Annotated in this window: 20 protein-coding genes; 14 read left to right on the plus strand and 6 right to left on the minus strand. The window is 36.0% G+C overall.

Translation table 11 applies throughout. The features are described from left to right. Positions 1-184: 184 nt before the first annotated feature. The 3 genes from AC51AA_RS12395 (at position 185) to AC51AA_RS12405 (ending at position 3,951) form a co-directional block, all read left to right on the plus strand. Positions 185-2,842 (plus strand): TonB-dependent receptor, encoded by a 2,658-nt coding sequence (locus AC51AA_RS12395; RefSeq protein WP_500702547.1) that lies wholly within the window; start codon positions 185-187, stop codon positions 2,840-2,842. A 106-nt stretch (positions 2,843-2,948) separates the two neighbouring features. Further along, positions 2,949-3,371 (plus strand): hypothetical protein, encoded by a 423-nt coding sequence (locus AC51AA_RS12400; RefSeq protein ID WP_500702548.1) that lies wholly within the window; start codon positions 2,949-2,951, stop codon positions 3,369-3,371. Between the two features lie 88 nt (positions 3,372-3,459). Beyond that, positions 3,460-3,951 (plus strand): septal ring lytic transglycosylase RlpA family protein, encoded by a 492-nt coding sequence (locus AC51AA_RS12405; protein WP_500702549.1) that lies wholly within the window; start codon positions 3,460-3,462, stop codon positions 3,949-3,951. 32 nt (positions 3,952-3,983) lie between these two features. Here AC51AA_RS12405 and AC51AA_RS12410 read toward each other — a convergent pair whose 3' ends face one another. Next, positions 3,984-4,439 carry a DinB family protein gene (locus tag AC51AA_RS12410; protein ID WP_500702550.1) on the minus strand — a complete coding sequence of 152 codons (456 nt, stop codon included), beginning with the start codon at positions 4,437-4,439 and terminating at the stop codon, positions 3,984-3,986. A gap of 76 nt (positions 4,440-4,515) precedes the next feature. On the opposite strand from AC51AA_RS12410, the gene AC51AA_RS12415 reads away from it, so the two are divergent. The 4 genes from AC51AA_RS12415 (at position 4,516) to nadD (ending at position 7,018) form a co-directional block, all read left to right on the plus strand. Further along, positions 4,516-4,869 carry an arsenate reductase family protein gene (locus AC51AA_RS12415; RefSeq protein WP_500702551.1) on the plus strand — a complete coding sequence of 118 codons (354 nt, stop codon included), beginning with the start codon at positions 4,516-4,518 and terminating at the stop codon, positions 4,867-4,869. Positions 4,870-4,928: 59 nt separating this feature from the next. Then, on the plus strand, positions 4,929-5,789 hold the full coding sequence (locus AC51AA_RS12420) for a YicC/YloC family endoribonuclease (protein ID WP_500702552.1): 861 nt from the start codon (positions 4,929-4,931) through the stop codon (positions 5,787-5,789). 69 nt (positions 5,790-5,858) lie between these two features. After that, positions 5,859-6,431, plus strand: a complete 573-nt coding sequence (gmk, locus tag AC51AA_RS12425; protein ID WP_500702553.1) for a guanylate kinase — start codon at positions 5,859-5,861, stop codon at positions 6,429-6,431. Between the two features lie 5 nt (positions 6,432-6,436). Continuing rightward, the gene (gene nadD, locus AC51AA_RS12430; RefSeq protein WP_500702554.1) at positions 6,437-7,018 is read left to right on the plus strand and encodes a nicotinate (nicotinamide) nucleotide adenylyltransferase; all 582 of its coding nucleotides are present in this window, start codon (positions 6,437-6,439) and stop codon (positions 7,016-7,018) included. A 77-nt stretch (positions 7,019-7,095) separates the two neighbouring features. On the opposite strand, the gene AC51AA_RS12435 is transcribed toward nadD, so the two are convergent. Next, on the minus strand, positions 7,096-8,001 hold the full coding sequence (locus tag AC51AA_RS12435; protein WP_500702555.1) for a LysR family transcriptional regulator: 906 nt from the start codon (positions 7,999-8,001) through the stop codon (positions 7,096-7,098). Between the two features lie 85 nt (positions 8,002-8,086). Between AC51AA_RS12435 and AC51AA_RS12440 the strand changes: the two genes are divergently transcribed. The 3 genes from AC51AA_RS12440 (at position 8,087) to AC51AA_RS12450 (ending at position 11,338) form a co-directional block, all read left to right on the plus strand. Then, entirely contained in the window at positions 8,087-8,857 is a 771-nt protein-coding gene (locus AC51AA_RS12440) for a type 1 glutamine amidotransferase domain-containing protein (RefSeq protein WP_500702556.1), read from the plus strand. A 4-nt stretch (positions 8,858-8,861) separates the two neighbouring features. Further along, positions 8,862-10,019: an iron-containing alcohol dehydrogenase gene (locus AC51AA_RS12445; protein WP_500702557.1), complete on the plus strand. Its 1,158-nt coding sequence runs from the start codon at positions 8,862-8,864 to the stop codon at positions 10,017-10,019. Positions 10,020-10,342: 323 nt separating this feature from the next. Further along, positions 10,343-11,338: an NAD(P)H-dependent glycerol-3-phosphate dehydrogenase gene (locus AC51AA_RS12450; RefSeq protein ID WP_500702558.1), complete on the plus strand. Its 996-nt coding sequence runs from the start codon at positions 10,343-10,345 to the stop codon at positions 11,336-11,338. Between the two features lie 102 nt (positions 11,339-11,440). Here the strand turns inward: AC51AA_RS12450 and AC51AA_RS12455 are convergent, their stop codons facing one another. The 3 genes from AC51AA_RS12455 to AC51AA_RS12465 all read right to left on the minus strand — a co-directional run bounded on the left by AC51AA_RS12455 (position 11,441) and on the right by AC51AA_RS12465 (position 13,523). Then, positions 11,441-11,848 carry a hypothetical protein gene (locus tag AC51AA_RS12455; protein ID WP_500702559.1) on the minus strand — a complete coding sequence of 136 codons (408 nt, stop codon included), beginning with the start codon at positions 11,846-11,848 and terminating at the stop codon, positions 11,441-11,443. 186 nt (positions 11,849-12,034) lie between these two features. After that, the gene (pheS, locus tag AC51AA_RS12460; protein ID WP_500702560.1) at positions 12,035-13,054 is read right to left on the minus strand and encodes a phenylalanine--tRNA ligase subunit alpha; all 1,020 of its coding nucleotides are present in this window, start codon (positions 13,052-13,054) and stop codon (positions 12,035-12,037) included. Between the two features lie 112 nt (positions 13,055-13,166). Further along, positions 13,167-13,523: a hypothetical protein gene (locus AC51AA_RS12465; protein ID WP_078006785.1), complete on the minus strand. Its 357-nt coding sequence runs from the start codon at positions 13,521-13,523 to the stop codon at positions 13,167-13,169. A gap of 162 nt (positions 13,524-13,685) precedes the next feature. Between AC51AA_RS12465 and AC51AA_RS12470 the strand changes: the two genes are divergently transcribed. The 3 genes from AC51AA_RS12470 (at position 13,686) to AC51AA_RS12480 (ending at position 17,547) form a co-directional block, all read left to right on the plus strand. Next, entirely contained in the window at positions 13,686-14,225 is a 540-nt protein-coding gene (locus AC51AA_RS12470; protein ID WP_500702561.1) for a CvpA family protein, read from the plus strand. 419 nt (positions 14,226-14,644) lie between these two features. Beyond that, positions 14,645-16,441 (plus strand): translation elongation factor 4, encoded by a 1,797-nt coding sequence (gene lepA / locus AC51AA_RS12475; RefSeq protein ID WP_500702562.1) that lies wholly within the window; start codon positions 14,645-14,647, stop codon positions 16,439-16,441. A gap of 146 nt (positions 16,442-16,587) precedes the next feature. Beyond that, entirely contained in the window at positions 16,588-17,547 is a 960-nt protein-coding gene (locus AC51AA_RS12480; protein WP_500702563.1) for a helix-turn-helix transcriptional regulator, read from the plus strand. A gap of 61 nt (positions 17,548-17,608) precedes the next feature. Here AC51AA_RS12480 and AC51AA_RS12485 read toward each other — a convergent pair whose 3' ends face one another. After that, positions 17,609-18,088, minus strand: coding sequence for a DinB family protein (locus tag AC51AA_RS12485; RefSeq protein WP_500702564.1), 480 nt, complete (start codon positions 18,086-18,088; stop codon positions 17,609-17,611). A 190-nt stretch (positions 18,089-18,278) separates the two neighbouring features. Between AC51AA_RS12485 and thiL the strand changes: the two genes are divergently transcribed. Further along, on the plus strand, positions 18,279-19,325 hold the full coding sequence (gene thiL / locus AC51AA_RS12490; RefSeq protein WP_500702565.1) for a thiamine-phosphate kinase: 1,047 nt from the start codon (positions 18,279-18,281) through the stop codon (positions 19,323-19,325). Positions 19,326-19,382 lie beyond the last annotated feature (57 nt).

A 19,382-nucleotide genomic window follows, 5' to 3' on the forward strand; every position in this document is an offset into this window, starting at 1 on the left:
ATTATTGCGAATTTAACAAATAAGAAGCTCTTTAATTCAATAAAAATTGAATATACTTATCATAAATTGAAAAAATCTTTTTAATACGCAACACAAAACGCAAAAGTCATTTTTCTTAACATTTTGATAACACTATCTGATTTATTTGTTATAATTTTGCCAAAAACAATAAACTAAATAACAAATGAAGACAATGAAAAATTGGTTACTCACCGGACTATTGTTCATGATAGTTTCAACCGCATTTTCACAAAGGAAAATCACTGGATCTATTTCCGATGGACAAGGTTCATTACCAGGGGCAAACGTAGCCATTAAAGGAACTACCACTGCAACTTCTGCTGATTTTGACGGTAAATTCACTATTGAAGTACCAAGTAACACTGGAGAACTGGTTATTACCTTTATCGGGTACAACAGTAAAACTGTTAATTTTTCAGTAACAAATGGTACAACTACTAATTTAGGAACCATTGTTCTAGAGTCTGATAATCAATTAGAAGAGATTGTCGTAATGGGTAAAGGAATTATCGATTTAGCCAAAGACAGAAAAACTCCTATTGCAGTTTCTACCATTAAAGCGGCTGAGATCCAAGCAAAAGTGGGTACATCAGACATTACTCAAACTATGGTTAACACTCCATCTGTTTATGTTGCAGGACAAGCAGGAGGATTTGGAGATTCAAGAATAAGCGTACGTGGTTTTGCTCAAGACAACACTGCTTTCTTATTAAATGGTCAACCAATTAACGGTATGGAAGATGGTAAAGTATATTGGTCAAACTGGTCAGGTTTGTCTGATATTGCTAATGCGATCCAAATACAAAGAGGTTTAGGTTCTTCTAAATTAGCTATATCTTCTGTAGGAGGTACTGTAAACTTCATCACAAAAGCTACTGACAAAAGAGAAGGTGGTTTTGTTTCTTTGGGTTTAGCAAATGATAACTATTTCAAATCTACTGTAGCATACAACACTGGTATGAGCAAAAGTGGATGGGGAACTAGTGTAATGTTTACGCACTGGCAAGGTGATGGATACAACGACGGTACAAGAGGAGAAGGTCAAACTTACTTCGTATCAGTTGGATACAAAGCGAACGACAAACACAGCTTCAACTTCCTTTTAACAGGTGCTCCACAATGGCACGATCAAAACTTCTCAAAGTCGATCAGCACTTACCTTAAATTTGGAAGAAAATTCAACAATAACTGGGGATTACAAAACGGAGAATACAAATCTGAAAGAACCAATTATTACCACAAACCAGTTGCCAACTTAAACTGGGATTATGATATTAGCGACAAAACATCTTTATCTACTGTTTTATATGCCTCTTGGGGTAGAGGTGGAGGAACTGGAAGCTACGGAACTAAACTTCCAAACCTAGCTAACGGACAAATCGATTTCGACGGTATCTATGCAAAAAACAAAACTATCGGTACTGGTTTAGGCGATGGTAATTCAAGAAGTTCAAACGGAGCTTATATCATTAGATCAAGTGCAAACAACCACGAGTGGTACGGTGCTGTATCTAACTTAAAACACCAAGTTACAGACCATTTGAACTTAAATGTTGGTTTGGATTTAAGAACATACCAAGGAACACACTTTAGACAAGTTGCTGATTTCGTAGGCTTAACGGCTTGGAAAGATACGTTCGCATTAAAAGGAATGGATCACAAACCAAGCACTACAATGAGAACAAATACAGCTACTGAAACTGCATCTGCTAAACCTTGGCCAGCTACTTTCAAAACAATCGCTGAAAGCCAAAGAATCGATTACGATTATGGAGAAACTATTTCTTACGGAGGTGTATTCTCTCAATTAGAGTACTCAAAAGAAAACTTCTCAGCTTTCTTCCAAGGATCGGTTTCTAATCAATCACACCAAAGAACAGACAGAAACGATTACCAACCTGAATTCCAAAAATCAGAAAAAGTAAACAACATTGGATACAATGTAAAAGGAGGAACTAGCTTTAAAATTGCTGAAAAACACAGCCTATATGCTAATGCTGGTTACTATGATCGTCAACCATACCATGACAACATTTACTTGAACTTCACAAACCAAGTAAACCCATTTACAAAAAATGAAAAAGTTCTTGGATTAGAAGCAGGTTATACTTTCGCTTCAAAATTCTTCACATCTAGTGTGAATGGTTACAGAACTTCATGGAAAGACAGAGTAACTACTACTACTAATAATGCTGTTGCAGCTGATGTTGCTAAATACCCTACTTTACAGTTAGGAGATTTAATTTTATCAACTAACGAAGCTGTTGAACAAATTCACACTGGTATTGAATTGGATTTCGTTGCAAAACCAATCAACAAACTAGATTTAACTGGATTCTTTTCTATCGGAAATTGGGAATACCAAGGAAGTGTTAGAACAACTAAAAGAGACGAAAGTTTAAACACACTTGACGTAGCTACTAGAGACGTAGATGGTGGAAAAGTAGGTGACGCAGCTCAAACTACTTATGGTTTAGGTTTCAGATATGAAATTGCAAAAAACTTATCAATTGATTCTGATTGGAGATATTACGCTAAATTATACTCAAACATTGTTACTAAAGACAACTTAGAGTTACCAAACTACGATTTAGTAGACGCAGGTATCTCATACAAACTGTTTATTGGTAGACAAAAAACCAACTCAATTGGTTTCAGAGTTAACGTGAACAACGTTTTTGACGAAGTATACCTTTCAGAATTAACTAGTGCTACAGCAGCAGGACCAACCGATGTTACTTACAAAGGAATCAACGTTGCTAACAATGGTTACTTCGGTCTAGGAAGAACTTGGAACTTTAGCTTACGTTACAACTTCTAAATATTTAGAATCCAAATAAATACCAAAAACGGCATTGACTTTTACCTCAATGCCGTTTTTTTTATGTCCTTTTTTGCTATATTTGTTTTAACAAAAAAAACAATTTATGTATCATTTTCTACAAAAATTTCATTCTGGTTGGGCTTATTTAGCATTATTACTTTTATTAGTTGCGCTTATTAATGCCATCATTGGCTTAACTTCTAAAAAAGAATTCACTGCTAAAGACCGCAAAATCGCCTTATTTGCCTTAATTGCAACTCACACACAACTATTAGTTGGTTTAATCCTTTACTTTGTTTCTCCACTTGGAAAAGCAGCTTTTGGACAAATGTCTAATGCAGAACTTAGACTTACTTCATTAGAGCACCCACTTATCAATATTATTGCTATTGCTTTGATCACTATTGGATGGTCAAAACATAAAAAAATACTCAATAGCGAAGCAAAATTCAAAACATTCACTATTTTTTACGGATTAGGATTATTGCTTATTTTAAGTAGAATCCCATGGAACTTATGGTTCTAAGAAACTAATAAAAGCCCTAAAGTGGGGCTTTTTTTATCTCGGCACATTATTTGCACAAACTCCCCCGAAGTCTGAAAAAAAATAACACATGAGAAACAGAAAAAACACTATACTCACTATACTTACCCTCACCTTTTTAAGCTGTTATACTTATGTAGGCTGTCAAACAAAACAGCCCATAACCGCTAGAAACAGTCAAGATACGGTAAAAAACATTAGACCAAACATTATCTCCCTACCTGTTGATTCTACCTTCACAGACAAAGGACTAAAACTAAAACCATACAAAAAAAAGGCTCACGCATCCTATTATGCTGACCGATTTAATGGAAGAAAAACCGCTGACGGAAGCCGCTTTAACAATAGCAAATTTACCGCAGCACACAAAAAACTACCTTTTGGCACTAGAATAAAAGTGACCAATGAAGCCAATGGAAAATTTGTAATTGTCAAAATAACAGATAGAGGTCCGTTTGTAAAAACAAGAGAGTTAGACCTCTCCAAAAGAGCTTTCATGGAAATCACAACAAACAAAGGAAATGGCGCTATGAAGGTGACCATTGAAACTATAATTGAATAAAAAAACAAATCCCGCACAGCGGGATTTGTTTTTTAAACGAACTTCCTAATACTCATGATCATTCCAGTATGAATGCCTTCATGGTAATTATTAAAATCCAACGCACTATCAATATCATAAAGCCTAAAACCAATACTAGTGGTGTATTCGCTATAGTTCACAAAAATTTTATTTTCAAAATCTTTTTCAGTCTGGTCTAAAGTCGCCGAAAGCAACTCCCTAATTTGATCTACTTCTGATTGAGAGACATCACCTTCGGGCTTAGTCCCCTTTCGATATTTTGCTATAAACTCCTCAGTAACCAAAGTTGGCAAACCAGATAATTTATAAACCAAAACCTGTTGAGAGGAGATACAATGTCCAATATTCCAGATCAAATTATTACTAAAGCCATGCGGAATCTTATTTAACTCTACCAAAGAATGAGAATCTAATATTTTCAAAAGAATGCCTCTTATGGTTTTCTGTACTTCAAAAACTGAATTCATAATTTTACTTTTTTTATAAAAATAATCATTTTTACGCTCTAAATGAATTTTCTTTGTACCACATAAACTTAACATCATGAACAAAATATACTATTTAGCCTCTTGCGACACTTGCCGCAAAATCATCAAAACTTTACCAAAGGACAATGACCTGGTTTTCCATGACATCAAACAAAACCCGATTACCGAAGCAGAACTAGAAGAAATGCATCAGCTTGCGGGTAGCTACGAAGCTCTCTTTAGCAAGAAAGCACAATTATACAAATCGATGGACTTGAAAAACCAATCTTTAACCGAAGCCGATTACAAGAAATACATCCTAGAACACTATACCTTTATAAGTCGCCCCGTATTTATCATAAATAACAAGATATTTATTGGCAACACCCAACAAAACATGTTACAGGTAATGAAAGCCTTAACTCAATAGCATTTTAGAACACAACAGTGCAAACTTTTAATTATCTTTGCGCCTTTATACTCAATTACATGATACAATCTATGACAGGCTTCGGCAAAGCTTCTTTGCAATTGCCTACAAAAAAAATTACCGTTGAAGTAAAATCCTTAAATAGTAAAGGTTTAGATTTAAACGTAAGGATGCCGTCGCTGTATCGCGAAATGGAGCTAGGATTACGAACGTTAATCTCTACAAAACTGGAAAGAGGAAAAATTGATTTCGGAATATACATTGAAAGTACTTCTGAACAAACCTCCACCAAAGTAAATGTTCCTGTTGTAAAGAATTATATCGCGCAACTAAAAGAAGTTTATCCCGAGGCTGACGAAACTGAGTTAATGAAGATGGCTGTTCGCATGCCAGACACTTTAAAAACAGAACGCGAAGAAATCGACGAAAACGATTGGGAGCAAATTCAGCTAATCATAGAGGAAGCATTACAAAACATCTTAACTTTCAGAAAAGACGAAGGTGCCTCTCTTGAAAAAGAATTCAATCTTAGAATTGGAAACATTCGCCAATATATGGACGATGCTCTTGCACTTGATCCAGAACGTGTTCAGGCCATCAAAGACCGTCTACAAACTGCTATTTCTGAATTACAAGTGAATGTAGATGAAAATCGTTTTGAACAAGAACTAATTTATTACCTAGAAAAACTAGACATCACCGAAGAAAAAGTTCGTTTGACAAATCACTTAGACTATTTCTTAGAAACCATCGACGGCACAGAAGCCAATGGTCGTAAATTAGGTTTTATTACTCAGGAAATGGGTCGTGAGATCAACACCATGGGGTCAAAATCAAATCATGCCCAGATGCAGAAATTAGTGGTTATGATGAAAGATGAATTAGAAAAGATCAAGGAACAAGTTTTGAATGTTTTGTAAAAGCAGCAAGCAGAAACACAAATCAAATAAAAGCTTAAAGCAAATTGCTTAAAGTCTAAAGCATACATAATGAACAAAGGAAAATTAATTGTTTTTTCAGCCCCATCTGGATCTGGAAAAACAACTATAGTAAGACATTTATTAGAGAAGGAAGATTTAAATTTAGAATTTTCTATCTCAGCAGCTTCCCGCGACCCACGTGGAGAAGAAATCAACGGAAAAGATTATTATTTCATTTCGTTAGAAGAATTCAAAAAGCACATTAAAGCCGAAGATTTCCTTGAATGGGAAGAAGTGTATCGCGATAATTTTTACGGTACTTTAAAATCGGAGATTGAAAGAATCTGGGCTTTAGGAAAAAATGTCATTTTTGATATCGATGTTGCGGGTGGCTTACGCATCAAACACAAATTTCCAGAACAAACTTTAGCGGTTTTTGTAAAACCACCAAGTGTGGATGAGCTAAAACGTCGACTAAAACAACGTTCTACAGAAAGTGATGATAAAATAAACATGCGAATTGCAAAAGCTTCTGTTGAATTAGCAACAGCACCGCAATTTGATACTATTATCAAAAATTACGATTTAGATACTGCTAAAGAAGAAGCATATCAATTGGTAAAAGCTTTTGTAAACCAATAATTCTTATGAAAGTAGGTCTTTATTTCGGAACGTACAACCCCATCCACATCGGCCATTTGATCATTGCCAATCACATGGCAGAATTTGCCGATTTAGATCAAGTCTGGATGGTGGTGACACCACACAATCCGCTAAAAAAGAAAACCACTCTTCTTGACGACCATCAGCGTTTGCAGATGGTTTATTTGGCCACGGAGGGCTATCCCAAAATAAATCCTTCAGACATTGAGTTCAAATTACCACAACCTAATTATACCGTAAATACCTTAGCTTATTTACATGAAAAGTACCCTACTCATGACTTTTCATTAATTATGGGGGAAGACAATCTAAAGACATTGCATAAGTGGAAAAACTATGAAGTCATTTTAGATCGTTACGATATCTATGTTTATCCACGAATTTCCGAAGAAGAAGAAAACAAGGAAATGAAAGCACATCCAAGGGTGCACATCATTGATGCTCCCATTGTGGAGATTTCTTCCACTTTTATTCGAAATAGCATCAAACAAGGAAAAAACATCCAACCTCTTTTAGCCCCAAAAGTTTGGGACTATATTGACCACAATAATTTTTATAAGAAATAATTCAAATTTCTAGTATATCAAGTGCAGTAGTGTCACTTTCAATAGCCTCTACTGCGCTCGAACTGCCAAGGAAAACACTAAATCTTCTCTGCTAACACCGACTTTAATTCCGCACTAATACTTTCAAAAAAAGAATCTAAGTTATTGTTTTTAGCGGTCAGTAAAAAGACCTCTACTTCTGGCAGTTGTGGACTATCCCATAACAATTGCAATTTGGCTTCCTCTATAAAGGGCTTTGCATTACAATCCCATGTTACAGCAACACCTGAATTCCTAGAAAGCATTTCCAACATTTCATGTTCTGAGGGGATAATATAATTGGCCACCATCGAAGGTCTTTTTTTACTAAAAGCATGCAACCAAAATATCTTTATATGGGGAATTCTGGCATCATGACTGTACCACTTTTGCTCGTTTAACCACTGCTCTACCTCTACAAAACGATTCGCTGTCAGTTCTTGTTGCAATACCGACAAGTTTGCTTGCATCGAAGCGACCATTACAAGCTTTATTTTACCCACAATTTCCCCAATAGTATCAAAAGTATCATACCGCTGTGTCACTATAGCGAAATCCAGTTTTTTCGCATCTACCAAAGCAAAAAGTGAATCATTGTCTGCAAAAGTAAAATCCAAAAAATCAAACTTCTTAAGCAAAACACTTCCCAAACTATTGAATAAATTTTTAGACACCCCTATGGACAGTAATCGCTTCGAATTATGCGCCTTCGCCCTAAACCCGCTTTCGACATTTTCTAATCGATCCAAGGCATCGATAATTAAGTTATTTAGCAACTTAGCATATTCCGTTGGCTCCACACCTTTTGATTTTCGGTTGAATAACTTATACCCCACATGCGCCTCTAACATTGAAATCTGTTGACTGACCGCTGGCTGACTCATAAACAATTCTTTGGCAGCAACTGAAAAATTGCCATTTTTATACACTGACTTAAAAGTTCTGTACCACTCAAGATTTACCATGATATAAATATATTTATAACAAACATAGTTTATTTTATTTTTACTAATATCACTTAAACGGTAACTTTGATAAAAATTTAAAACGATGAAAAAATTACCATTACTCGCTATTATACTATTTACTGCCACTAGCCTAACGGTTAGCGCTCAAAAATCAAACAAAAAAGGGATGAAAAAAGTATTATTTGTTGTCACCAGTAATGATAAACTGGGCAATACAGGAGAAAAAACAGGATTTTGGTCAGAAGAGTTTGCTGCACCCTATTACGAATTATTAGATCAAGGCGTTGAAATTACCATTGCAACCCCACTAGGTGGTCAGCCTCCTATTGATCCCAAGAGTGCAGATCCGGCTTCTGCAACAGAAGACACCAAACGCTTTGATGCTGACAAGGGCTTGCAAGAAAAGCTACAACATACCTTAAAACTTTCAACCATCGATCAGAAGGACTATGATGCTGTTTTTTACCCTGGTGGACATGGACCACTTTGGGATCTGGTTGAAGACAAAAACTCAATAGCTTTAATTGAATCTTTTTACACCCACAACAAACCTGTCGCATTCGTTTGCCATGCCCCAGCAGTTCTAAAAAACGTAAAAGCTAACGGTCAATTTTTAGTAAAAGGCAAAAAAGTAACGGGTTTCACCAATACTGAAGAAGAAGCTGTTGGTCTAACCAAAGTAGTTCCCTTTTTACTAGAAGATGCGTTAACTCAAAATGGAGCTATTTTCTCTAAGGGAGAAAACTGGCATCCCTATGCTGTTGAAGACGGTCTTTTGATTACTGGACAAAACCCTGCTTCCTCTAAACTTGTTGCTGGAAAACTATTACAACAATTAAACAATAAAAAATAACTAGATGTTAAACTTCGAACTATACAATCCAACGAATTTAATTTTCGGAAAAGGACAAATAGAAAAACTATCAAGCTTGGTTCCCAAAGACGCAAAAATCTTACTTGCCTACGGCGGCGGTAGTATTTTTAAAAATGGAATTCACGAGCAAGTCCTCAACAATTTAAAAGGTTTCCATATCGTGGAATTTGGCGGAATCGAACCAAATCCCCATTTTGAAACGTTAATGAAAGCGGTCGAAATTATAAAAGCAGAGAAAATTGATTTTATTCTTGCAGTAGGTGGTGGATCTGTTATTGATGGGGTAAAATTCATTTCGGCAGCCGTTCACTTTCAGGGCAACCCGATTGACATTTTACAAAAGCGCTTGCTCATTAAAGAAAACGCTATGCCTTTCGGTACAGTCCTAACTTTACCAGCCACTGGAAGCGAAATGAATTCAGGAGCTGTTGTTACCATTGAAGCTACTCAGGAAAAATTAGCGTTTGGCGGAAGTGCCATGTTTCCACAATTCTCAATCTGCGACCCAACAGTGATCGCTTCTTTACCCAAAAGACAATTACAAAATGGTGTTGTAGATGCCTACACTCACGTACTAGAGCAGTACTTAACCTACCTACATGAAGGTTACTTACAAGATAGAATCGCTGAAGGGATTTTACAAACACTAATTGAAGTGGGCCCAAAAGTCGTTAACTCCCCTACCGATTACGCTTTGGCATCGAATTTTATGTGGAGCTGTACCATGGCCTTAAACGGTTTAATTCAAAAAGGAGTACCCTCAGACTGGGCAACCCATATGATTGGTCATGAATTAACTGCGCTATACGGAATCGATCACGCCCGAACACTAGCCATTATAGGCCCTAGCTTATACCAGGTCATGTTTGACTCTAAGAAAGAGAAATTAGCCCAATACGGACGACGCATCTTCAACCTCACAGGTGCTGATGAACAAGTAGCTCAAGAGGCCATCAGCAAAACGATCGAATTTTTCCACACTATGGGAATGGACACTAAATTATCCCAATACACAGCTGATTATAGCCAAACAGCTGACTTTATAGTGAATCGATTTGATGAGAGAGGATGGAAAGGTTTAGGAGAAAAACAATTGATCACTTTAGACAAAGTAAAATCGATAGTGGAAATGAGTTATTAGTGATTCGAACCTAGAAGATTGTCCAAAATTCAATACTTTATTAAAAATAGAAAGGCGTTCTTAAGTTAATTAGGAACGCCTTTTCAAAATACTAAAACAAAATTAACTAACTCAATTTCTGCTAAACTCATTTAAAATTCTAATTTATAATGAGTTACAACGCATCAATTAAAATATTATTGTATCAGAGGTGAAAAAAAATTAATTATTTTTTTCAAAGCCCCTGAAAATCATCCAAATCGACACTGATTTTTAAATTTCTCAAATGAGATTTTGTATTAATAGCACTTAATTAAGTACTTTTGCTTTAAATCAGTAAAATAATGAGCGAAAATTTAAAGTTTGCAGTAATTGGAGGAGGAAGCTGGGCAACAGCCATAGCAAAAATGTTATGCGTAAATCTTTCAGAAATTGCATGGTATATGCGTAATGACGCTGCGATCGAGCACATTCAAAAATACAAACACAATCCAAATTATTTAAGTTCGGTGGAATTCGATACCAAAAAACTTAAATTAACCAACAACATCAATGAAGCGATCGAATATGCAGATTATGTTATTTTTGCCATTCCATCCGCTTTTTTAAATACTGAATTAGAAAAATTAACGGTTTCTTTGGCCGATAAAATTATCTTTTCTGCCATAAAAGGAATTGTTCCCGAAACGAGTCTAATTGTGGGAGAGCATTTTCACATCCAATACGACATTCCTTATTACAACATTGGGGTTATTACAGGTCCTTGTCATGCAGAAGAAGTAGCACTGGAGAGACTTTCGTACTTAACTATTGCCTGTGGTGATCCAGACAAAGCCAAAAATGTAGCCGAACACCTGTCTGGAAACTATATTAAAGCCAAAATCTCCGACGATATTATTGGTACTGAATATGCAGCGATGCTTAAAAATATTTACGCCATTGCGGCTGGAATTGCTCATGGTCTAGGTTACGGAGATAACTTTCAATCTGTAATGATGAGTAACGGAATCCGTGAAATGAAAAAATTCATCAAAAAAGTACATAAAATGAAACGCAACATCAATGACTCGGCTTATTTAGGCGACTTATTGGTTACAGGATACTCCATCTTCTCTAGAAACAGAATGTTCGGAAACATGATTGGAAAAGGATATACTGTAAAAAGTGCGATGATGGAAATGAGCATGGTTGCCGAAGGCTATTATGCCACTAAAAGTGCCTATAAACTCAATCAAGGGTACGGAGCCAAAACCCCTATTATAGATGCTGTCTACAGTATTTTATACGAAGGGAAAGATGCCAAAACCGTATTTAAGAAACTAACTGAATCATTGGATTAAACACCCAGCACAAACACAAACTTGTGTTTTTCAAATAAAAAAAGAGTCAAAGCGGATGTATATCTACCTTGACTCTTTTTTATATCTATTTCTATTCTATCTCTACTTTACCATTACGCCTTCAACAAACAAAATAGGCACTTCTTCTGTATCCTTTTCATTGATTAAATTCGACTTAAAGATGAACTTCTTATCATACAAGGTGTTTCCAATAAAGAAAGTCACCATAAATTCATTATTTAAAACCAATAGACTTTTCTCGATCATTTCGATTTTCACTACTGAAACAGCAGGAACTTCAACAAAGGCGTGACGTAAAACAGATGTTTTTTTCATTTCACCATCGATGGTCCCGAACGCTTTAGAAACCACCATCACACTATCAATATTAAAATCACTATCGTTTATCAGGTAAGCATACCAGACCTTTTCCATGAAATCATCGCTCCATTCCTGCACAGCGGCAAGAAACACATTTTCTACTTCTGGAATTGTTATGTCTTTTTTCATTTTTATCAAAACTTTAAAAACCTTTGTCTGAGTCTAAACTCAAACAAAGGTCTATCTTATACTGTAATTAATTTTATAAATATCCCCTGAGACTTTAGCCCGATCTCTTCTATAGTACTTAGACCTTGAAAAGACATCTAAAAAACTAAAAGACAGCTCTTTATTTCACTACACTCAGAATCGCAATTATATATTAGCTTTAAACTGTTCTAAGAAACGAACGTCGTTCTCATAAAACATACGGATATCACCAATTTGGTACAACAGCATCGCAATACGCTCTACTCCCATTCCAAAAGCAAAACCATTGTACTCGTCAGGATTGATATCACAGTTTTTAAGAACGTTTGGATCTACCATTCCGCAACCACCAATTTCCAACCAACCAGTTCCTTTAGTAATACGGTAGTCTGTTTCTGTTTTTAACCCCCAATAAATATCAATTTCGGCGCTTGGTTCTGTAAACGGAAAATAAGATGGACGTAAACGGATCTTAGATTTTCCAAACATTTCCTTCGTAAAATAAAGTAAGGTTTGTTTCAAATCAGCAAATGACACCTCTTTGTCGATGTATAATCCTTCCACTTGATGAAAGATACAATGTGAACGAGAAGAAATTGCTTCATTACGAAACACTCTACCTGGAGAGATCGTACGAATTGGCGGTTTGTGATTTTCCATATAACGCACCTGAACCGATGAAGTATGCGTACGCAACAACACATCTGGATTCGTCTGAATGAAAAAAGTATCCTGCATATCACGTGCCGGATGGTATTCTGGCAAATTCAATGCTGTAAAATTATGCCAATCATCTTCAATTTCCGGACCTTCGGAAACATTGAATCCAATATTAGCAAAAATATCTATAATTTGATTTTTAACGATTGAAATAGGGTGACGAGAACCAATAATTACAGGTTCAGCTGCTCGGGTTAAATCCCCAAACATCCCTTTAACTTCTTGTTTGCTCTCTAACGCTTCAACAATTGCTTTGACTTTTTCTTCAGCAGCTGTTTTTAAAGCATTTATTACTTGTCCAAATTCCTTTTTTTGATCGTTAGGAACATTTTTAAACTCAGCAAAAAAATCATTTAAGACTCCTTTCTTTCCTAAGAATTTTATACGAAATGCCTCTAGCTCTGCTGCATTATCAGTTGAAAAAGCATTAGCTTCGCCGATATAGTCTTTTATCTTATCTATCATTTTCATTCAATAATTGAGAATACAAATTTACATAATTTTAGTTGAAAGTTAGCAGTCACAATTGCAGTTTTCAGTTAAGTATATTTCTAAAAACAGTGACCGCCACCGAAAACTACTCTATAAGTTCTCTTTCTAAAAAATAATTTACAATGGCTTCTTTCATTAAAACAGATTGTTCCCCCGCTTTTAGTGCTGGTAACTCTTCTTTCACTTTGTAATGAGGCCATCCCTCTGCATCAAAAAAATCGAATTCATAAAACCCATAAGGTTCTAATAATCGACAAATAGCAATGTGCATTAGGTTTAATTTTTCGTCTTTTTTGAATTCGCGGTGTACTTTACCTAGTTCTTGAACACCTATTAGGTAAATTATAGCATCCAAATCTAAGTCTTCTCCTTGTGAGAATTGATTTGAAAGTATATCGACGAGCTTTTCCCAGCGCTCTTTTAGTTGTGTATCTCTTGACATTTTTATAGTGTTGTTTATGAATGCTGCACTTCGGACTTGCTCGAGTGCCTTATTTGGATTAAAAAAACATAAATCCGCTTACAAAGATAAGAACTTGAAATTTGACAATCTCTACTTGATAATTCTTTTATATTTGCGCTTTCATTATAACCAACAGATAATATGAGTTTTTTAGATATGATTTTGGGAGCACTTTTGGCCTTTGGTTTATACAAAGGCATCAAAAATGGACTTTTTGTAGAAGTGGCCTCTTTTGTTTCTCTTTTATTAGGAATCTATTTAGCCATTAAGTTTTCTTCACTCATGAAAGAAATCATTATGAAGCACGTTTCCTGGAATCCCAATACGATCCAAGTAACCGCTTTTTTGCTCACCTTTATTTTAGTTGTGATAGGCGTTTATTTTTTAGCAAAAATCCTTACTGGAATTGCAGATTTCGCCTTTTTGGGATGGGCCAATAAACTAGGTGGAGGCTTTTTCAGAGTATTGAAAACGATCTTGATTTTAAGCATTGTTATTGCCCTGTTTGAAAAGATCAATTTCAACAATACTTTTGCCAAGCAAGAAACCCTAGACAAATCCTTTTTCTACAATCCAGTAAAAAAAGTAGCGGCCTTTGTTTATCCTTCTATTGAAAAATGGTACGATACCTTCAAAGAGAGCCAAACTGAGAAATCAGAAGAAACTACTGAAAAAGAATAATTCAGCATCAGTACCAATACCACCATAACATACCCGACACGTTCTAAAACCTGTCGGGTTTTTCTTTAGTAGACTAGGCCTAATTTCCCTTCATAGCATCGCGCTACTATCCCCTTAACGAAAATGAAAGAGTAAAAACGAGCGTTTCCACATGTAAAAAACAAAAAATCCCAAATACAGTCTTCTCCCTACCCCCTGTTTCAGGCAGAATACAGACAGCCAATGGACCAAAAAAGCCTTTATTTTTAAGTTTTAGGACCTTATTTAAATCTCGGCATCGAACAATCGAACAACTACATTCCAGAATCCAAAACTTTGCGCTATCTTTGCGGATTAATAACACGCTCTACAGCAATTGCTCTAGGGTAAAATCACACCCAAGAATTACTTAAACTCGTAAGAGAATTGACATATTAAAAATGAAGAAGATACGTAACTTTTGCATTATTGCACACATTGACCACGGTAAAAGTACACTGGCAGATCGCTTATTGGGCGCTACACAAACCGTTACAGCTCGTGAGGAAAAAGCACAATTGCTTGACAACATGGATCTGGAGCGCGAACGTGGAATCACCATTAAGAGTCACGCCATTCAAATGGAATACACTTATAAAGGCGAGGAATATATTTTAAATTTAATTGACACTCCTGGTCACGTTGACTTTTCATACGAAGTTTCTCGATCTATTGCTGCCTGCGAAGGTGCCCTTCTTATTGTAGATGCTGCACAAAGCATACAGGCGCAAACCATTTCAAACCTGTACTTGGCTTTAGAAAACGACTTGGAAATTATTCCTATTCTAAACAAAGTTGATTTACCGAGTGCAAACCCTGAAGAAGTTAGCGATGATATTGTTGACTTATTAGGATGTAAGCTAGAAGAAATCATTCACGCCTCTGGTAAAACAGGATTAGGTGTTGAAAATATTTTGGCAGCCATTATTGAAAGAATCCCTCCTCCTAAAGGAAATATAGATGAGCCTTTACAGGCTTTGATTTTCGATTCACACTACAATCCGTTTCGTGGAATTGAAGTTATCTTCCGTGTGAAAAACGGACAGATTAAAAAAGGGCAAAAAATCAAATTCATGGCAACAGGCAATGAATATTTTGCTGATGAAATTGGAACTTTGAAATTAAACCAGGTTCCTAAAAATGTTATTTCTGCTGGTGATGTTGGTTATTTGATCTCAGGGATCAAAGAAGCCAAAGAAGTAAAAGTTGGGGATACCTTAACTGATGCTAAAACACCAACAACCAATATGATTACGGGTTTTGAGGATGTAAAACCAATGGTATTTGCTGGAATTTACCCTGTAGACACTGAAGATTATGAAGAGTTACGTAACTCGATGGAAAAACTACAACTGAACGATGCTTCTTTAGTGTTTTTACCTGAAAGTTCTGCCGCTTTAGGATTTGGTTTCCGTTGTGGATTCTTAGGAATGTTACACATGGAGATTATCCAAGAAAGACTAGAACGTGAGTTCAACATGACCGTAATTACAACAGTTCCCAACGTTTCTTATTTGGCTTACACCAAAAAAGATCCTACAGTAGGATTTGTAGTAAACAACCCTTCAGATTTACCTGAACCATCAAAATTAGATCACGTAGAAGAACCATACATTAAAGCAACTATTATCACCAAAGCTGATTTTGTTGGAAACGTAATGAGTTTGTGTATTGAAAAACGTGGTTTAATTACCAATCAAACCTATTTGACTACCGAAAGAGTAGAATTGACTTTTGATATGCCACTTGCTGAAATTGTATTTGACTTTTACGATCGTCTAAAAACAGTTTCGAAAGGATACGCTTCATTTGATTACGCGCCAATTGGAATGCGAACTTCAAACTTAGTAAAAGTAGATATTTTATTGAATGCCACCATCGTTGATGCTTTATCTTCTTTGATTCACGTAGATAACGCTTACCACATTGGTAAAAAAATGTGTGAAAAACTAAAAGAACTGATTCCACGTCAACAATTTGATATTCCAATTCAAGCAGCTATTGGAGTAAAAGTAATTTCTCGTGAAACCATCAAAGCATTACGTAAAGACGTTACCGCAAAATGTTACGGAGGAGATATTTCGCGTAAGCGTAAACTTCTTGAAAAACAGAAAAAAGGTAAAAAACGTATGAGACAAGTAGGAAACGTAGAGATTCCTCAAGAAGCTTTTATGGCTGTACTTAAATTAAACGACTAATCTTTTCTCCTAGAGAAAGACGATATAAAGTAGTAAAACAAAACCCGACAACGAAAAGTTGCCGGGTTTTTTGTTTGGATTCTGTCCACAGCTTTTAATTAAAAACTGATGACTTTTGTATCTTTGATTCTAAGAACCTCATAAAAATGCTTGACGAAACACCAAAACGATTTGATCGAATTGTCGCCATCCTTATTCAATTACAATCTAAGAAAATTGTAAAAGCACAGGAATTAGCCCAGCGATTTGAAGTCAGCTTAAGAACCATCTATCGAGATATTCGTACCCTAGAAGCTTCTGGTGTACCCATCTATAGCGAAGCTGGAGTTGGGTATGCCTTAATGGAGGATTATAGATTGCCTCCCGTGATGTTTACTCGCGAAGAAGTAGGTAGTTTCATCGCCGCCGAAAAACTCATGCAGAAATTCACAGATCCCTCTCTCGGGTCTCACTATACTTCAGCCATGTACAAACTAAAATCCGTTTTAAAAAGCACGGATAAGGACTGGCTTTCCAACATAGAATCAAGAGTGCTGATGCAGACAGGCGAACCTTTGTTTCACGATAAATCTCCCAATACTTTGTCTTTACTTTTTGAAAGCATTGCAGAGAAAAAACAAATTCTATTAACCTACAAAACCCTAGAAGCGGACCAACCAAGCACCAGAAACATTGAACCTGTTGGTGTTTTTCATGACCATAACAACTGGTATTTTTTAGGCTACTGTCATTTACGAAAAGATTATCGTCAATTTAGAACCGATCGAATTCATGCGCTTCTAAAAACAGAATTCGATTTCACAATTCAGCACGATTCATTAGAAACCTATTTAAAAAAAACAGAGACGATCCCCACTACGAAAGTTCGGATTCTAATTGACAAAAAAATTGCACGATACCTCTCCTATGAAAGAAACTACCACGGCTATGTTTCTGAAAAAGAAAGGGACGGATCAATAGAAATGACCTTTATGTCAAGAGACATCGAAGAAGCATTTCCGCGATGGTTTTTAATGTTTGGAGATTACGCCACCATACTAGAACCCGAAAGCCTAAAAACACGTACTTTAGCATTACTTGACCTCAACAGAAAAAGGCTATTATAAAAAAAAATACCTAAACACGACAGCCCGCCTTTAGGTATTTTTTCATAGAGATTCTCAAAAACTATCTTTCCCAGAAAAAGGGTGGTTCGATTCCCAAAGCTCTCAAATATACATATCCTTGACCGCGGTGATGTACTTCATTGTCCACAAAGTATAAAATATTCTGAATTACCGGGAATTCGTACTGGCCGAAAAGATTAAATGTTTCATTAAAATCCTCGATAGCCAACTGCGCCCAATATTGATTGATTTCCAAAGTAGCTTCATCCCATTTTTCAAGGTACTGTTGTTTAAAAATCAATTTTTCAGTTGCTTCTGTATAAGGCTGAACATCCTTATTGACAATACCTTTAAGAGCAGGAACGGCTATACCTAAAAGTTCATCTACTAATTTAGAAAAAGGTCGCATTCCTCCGATTGAGAATTCAAAAAAATCTTTTTCGGGAAAAGTTTCAATCACACGACGCGTGAGAGCACGATGCCCTTGCCAATGGATCAACAAATCTTCTGGAGTGATTACTTGCGCTGCTAATGTTTTCATAATTTAAAATTTTATTTTTAATACTTCAAAAGTAAACAGGAGTAGTGACAACCCTTTGTCAGCAGATTTTCTTTTATAAAACTTTTTTTTAAGTGCGATATGCACCTTTACAGAGAACATGTGATTAAAATTAGACAAAACCTTCACAACTTTGTACCTTTGCCACTTAAAAACATGGAACTTAGAAAAAATGATAGAAGATAAAAATCCTCAACGTACCAGTATAGCACAATTAGGTGAGTTTGGCCTTATTGAGCATTTAACCAAAAATTTTGATGTTACACAAGAATCAACCTTGAAAAGCATTGGAGATGACGCAGCAGTTCTAGATTTTTCAACTAAAAAGGCCGTTATTTCTACCGATTTATTGATAGAAGGCGTCCATTTTGATTTGGCCTATATGCCCTTAAAACATTTAGGTTACAAAGCGGTCGTGGTCAACCTATCGGACATTTGTGCAATGAACGCCAAACCAACGCAAATAACCGTCTCTGTAGCCGTTTCTAATCGTTTCCCACTGGAAGCCCTAGAAGAACTATTTGAAGGCATTACACATGCTGCAAAAGAATACAAGGTGGATGTTATTGGTGGCGATACCACCTCATCACAAAAAGGTTTAATTATCAGCATTACAGCTATTGGTCAAGCTGATCAAGACGAAATTGTTTATAGAAATGGCGCCAAACAAACTGATTTACTAGTTGTTACAGGAGATATCGGAGCCGCTTATATGGGGTTACAGGTTTTAGAACGTGAAAAGCAAGTTTTTCAGGTCAATCCAAATAGCCAACCAGACCTTGATATGTACAGCTATCTAATCGAGCGTCAGTTAAAACCTGAAGCACGTAAAGATGTTCGCACGCTATTACATGCCCTTGAAATAAAACCAACATCGATGATTGACATCTCAGACGGGTTATCATCAGAGATTATTCATCTGTGTAAACAATCAAAAGTAGGATGTAATTTATACGAAGACAAACTTCCTTTAGATCCTCAGTTCATTTCAACTTGTGAAGAATTCAATATTGATAGCACTACAGTAGCGATCAACGGTGGAGAAGATTATGAATTACTTTTCACCATTGACATTAATGACTTCGACAAAATAAAAGGAAACCCTAACTTCTCCGTTATCGGTCATATGGCAGAAGAAGCAGAAGGAATTCATTTAGTAACGCGCGCCAACACAAAAATTGCTTTAAAAGCACGAGGTTGGGATGCTCTAAGTGAGTAATCTCCATTTTTACAGTACTAAAAAACGACATCAGCTGATGTCGTTTTTTGTTTTGTT

This window comes from Flavobacterium sp. OHVDL-2026-0007, from assembly GCF_059882335.1.

What these genes read in the sequence shown, in the direction of transcription:
- AC51AA_RS12395 (WP_500702547.1), top strand. Translation starts at nt 185, where the DNA reads ATGAAGACAATGAAAAATTGGTTACTCACCGGACTATTGTTCATGATA.
- AC51AA_RS12400 (WP_500702548.1), top strand. Translation starts at nt 2,949, where the DNA reads ATGTATCATTTTCTACAAAAATTTCATTCTGGTTGGGCTTATTTAGCA.
- AC51AA_RS12405 (WP_500702549.1), top strand. Translation starts at nt 3,460, where the DNA reads ATGAGAAACAGAAAAAACACTATACTCACTATACTTACCCTCACCTTT.
- AC51AA_RS12410 (WP_500702550.1), bottom strand. Translation starts at nt 4,439, where the DNA reads ATGAATTCAGTTTTTGAAGTACAGAAAACCATAAGAGGCATTCTTTTG.
- AC51AA_RS12415 (WP_500702551.1), top strand. Translation starts at nt 4,516, where the DNA reads ATGAACAAAATATACTATTTAGCCTCTTGCGACACTTGCCGCAAAATC.
- AC51AA_RS12420 (WP_500702552.1), top strand. Translation starts at nt 4,929, where the DNA reads ATGATACAATCTATGACAGGCTTCGGCAAAGCTTCTTTGCAATTGCCT.
- gmk (WP_500702553.1), top strand. Translation starts at nt 5,859, where the DNA reads ATGAACAAAGGAAAATTAATTGTTTTTTCAGCCCCATCTGGATCTGGA.
- nadD (WP_500702554.1), top strand. Translation starts at nt 6,437, where the DNA reads ATGAAAGTAGGTCTTTATTTCGGAACGTACAACCCCATCCACATCGGC.
- AC51AA_RS12435 (WP_500702555.1), bottom strand. Translation starts at nt 8,001, where the DNA reads ATGGTAAATCTTGAGTGGTACAGAACTTTTAAGTCAGTGTATAAAAAT.
- AC51AA_RS12440 (WP_500702556.1), top strand. Translation starts at nt 8,087, where the DNA reads ATGAAAAAATTACCATTACTCGCTATTATACTATTTACTGCCACTAGC.
- AC51AA_RS12445 (WP_500702557.1), top strand. Translation starts at nt 8,862, where the DNA reads ATGTTAAACTTCGAACTATACAATCCAACGAATTTAATTTTCGGAAAA.
- AC51AA_RS12450 (WP_500702558.1), top strand. Translation starts at nt 10,343, where the DNA reads ATGAGCGAAAATTTAAAGTTTGCAGTAATTGGAGGAGGAAGCTGGGCA.
- AC51AA_RS12455 (WP_500702559.1), bottom strand. Translation starts at nt 11,848, where the DNA reads ATGAAAAAAGACATAACAATTCCAGAAGTAGAAAATGTGTTTCTTGCC.
- pheS (WP_500702560.1), bottom strand. Translation starts at nt 13,054, where the DNA reads ATGATAGATAAGATAAAAGACTATATCGGCGAAGCTAATGCTTTTTCA.
- AC51AA_RS12465 (WP_078006785.1), bottom strand. Translation starts at nt 13,523, where the DNA reads ATGTCAAGAGATACACAACTAAAAGAGCGCTGGGAAAAGCTCGTCGAT.
- AC51AA_RS12470 (WP_500702561.1), top strand. Translation starts at nt 13,686, where the DNA reads ATGAGTTTTTTAGATATGATTTTGGGAGCACTTTTGGCCTTTGGTTTA.
- lepA (WP_500702562.1), top strand. Translation starts at nt 14,645, where the DNA reads ATGAAGAAGATACGTAACTTTTGCATTATTGCACACATTGACCACGGT.
- AC51AA_RS12480 (WP_500702563.1), top strand. Translation starts at nt 16,588, where the DNA reads ATGCTTGACGAAACACCAAAACGATTTGATCGAATTGTCGCCATCCTT.
- AC51AA_RS12485 (WP_500702564.1), bottom strand. Translation starts at nt 18,088, where the DNA reads ATGAAAACATTAGCAGCGCAAGTAATCACTCCAGAAGATTTGTTGATC.
- thiL (WP_500702565.1), top strand. Translation starts at nt 18,279, where the DNA reads ATGATAGAAGATAAAAATCCTCAACGTACCAGTATAGCACAATTAGGT.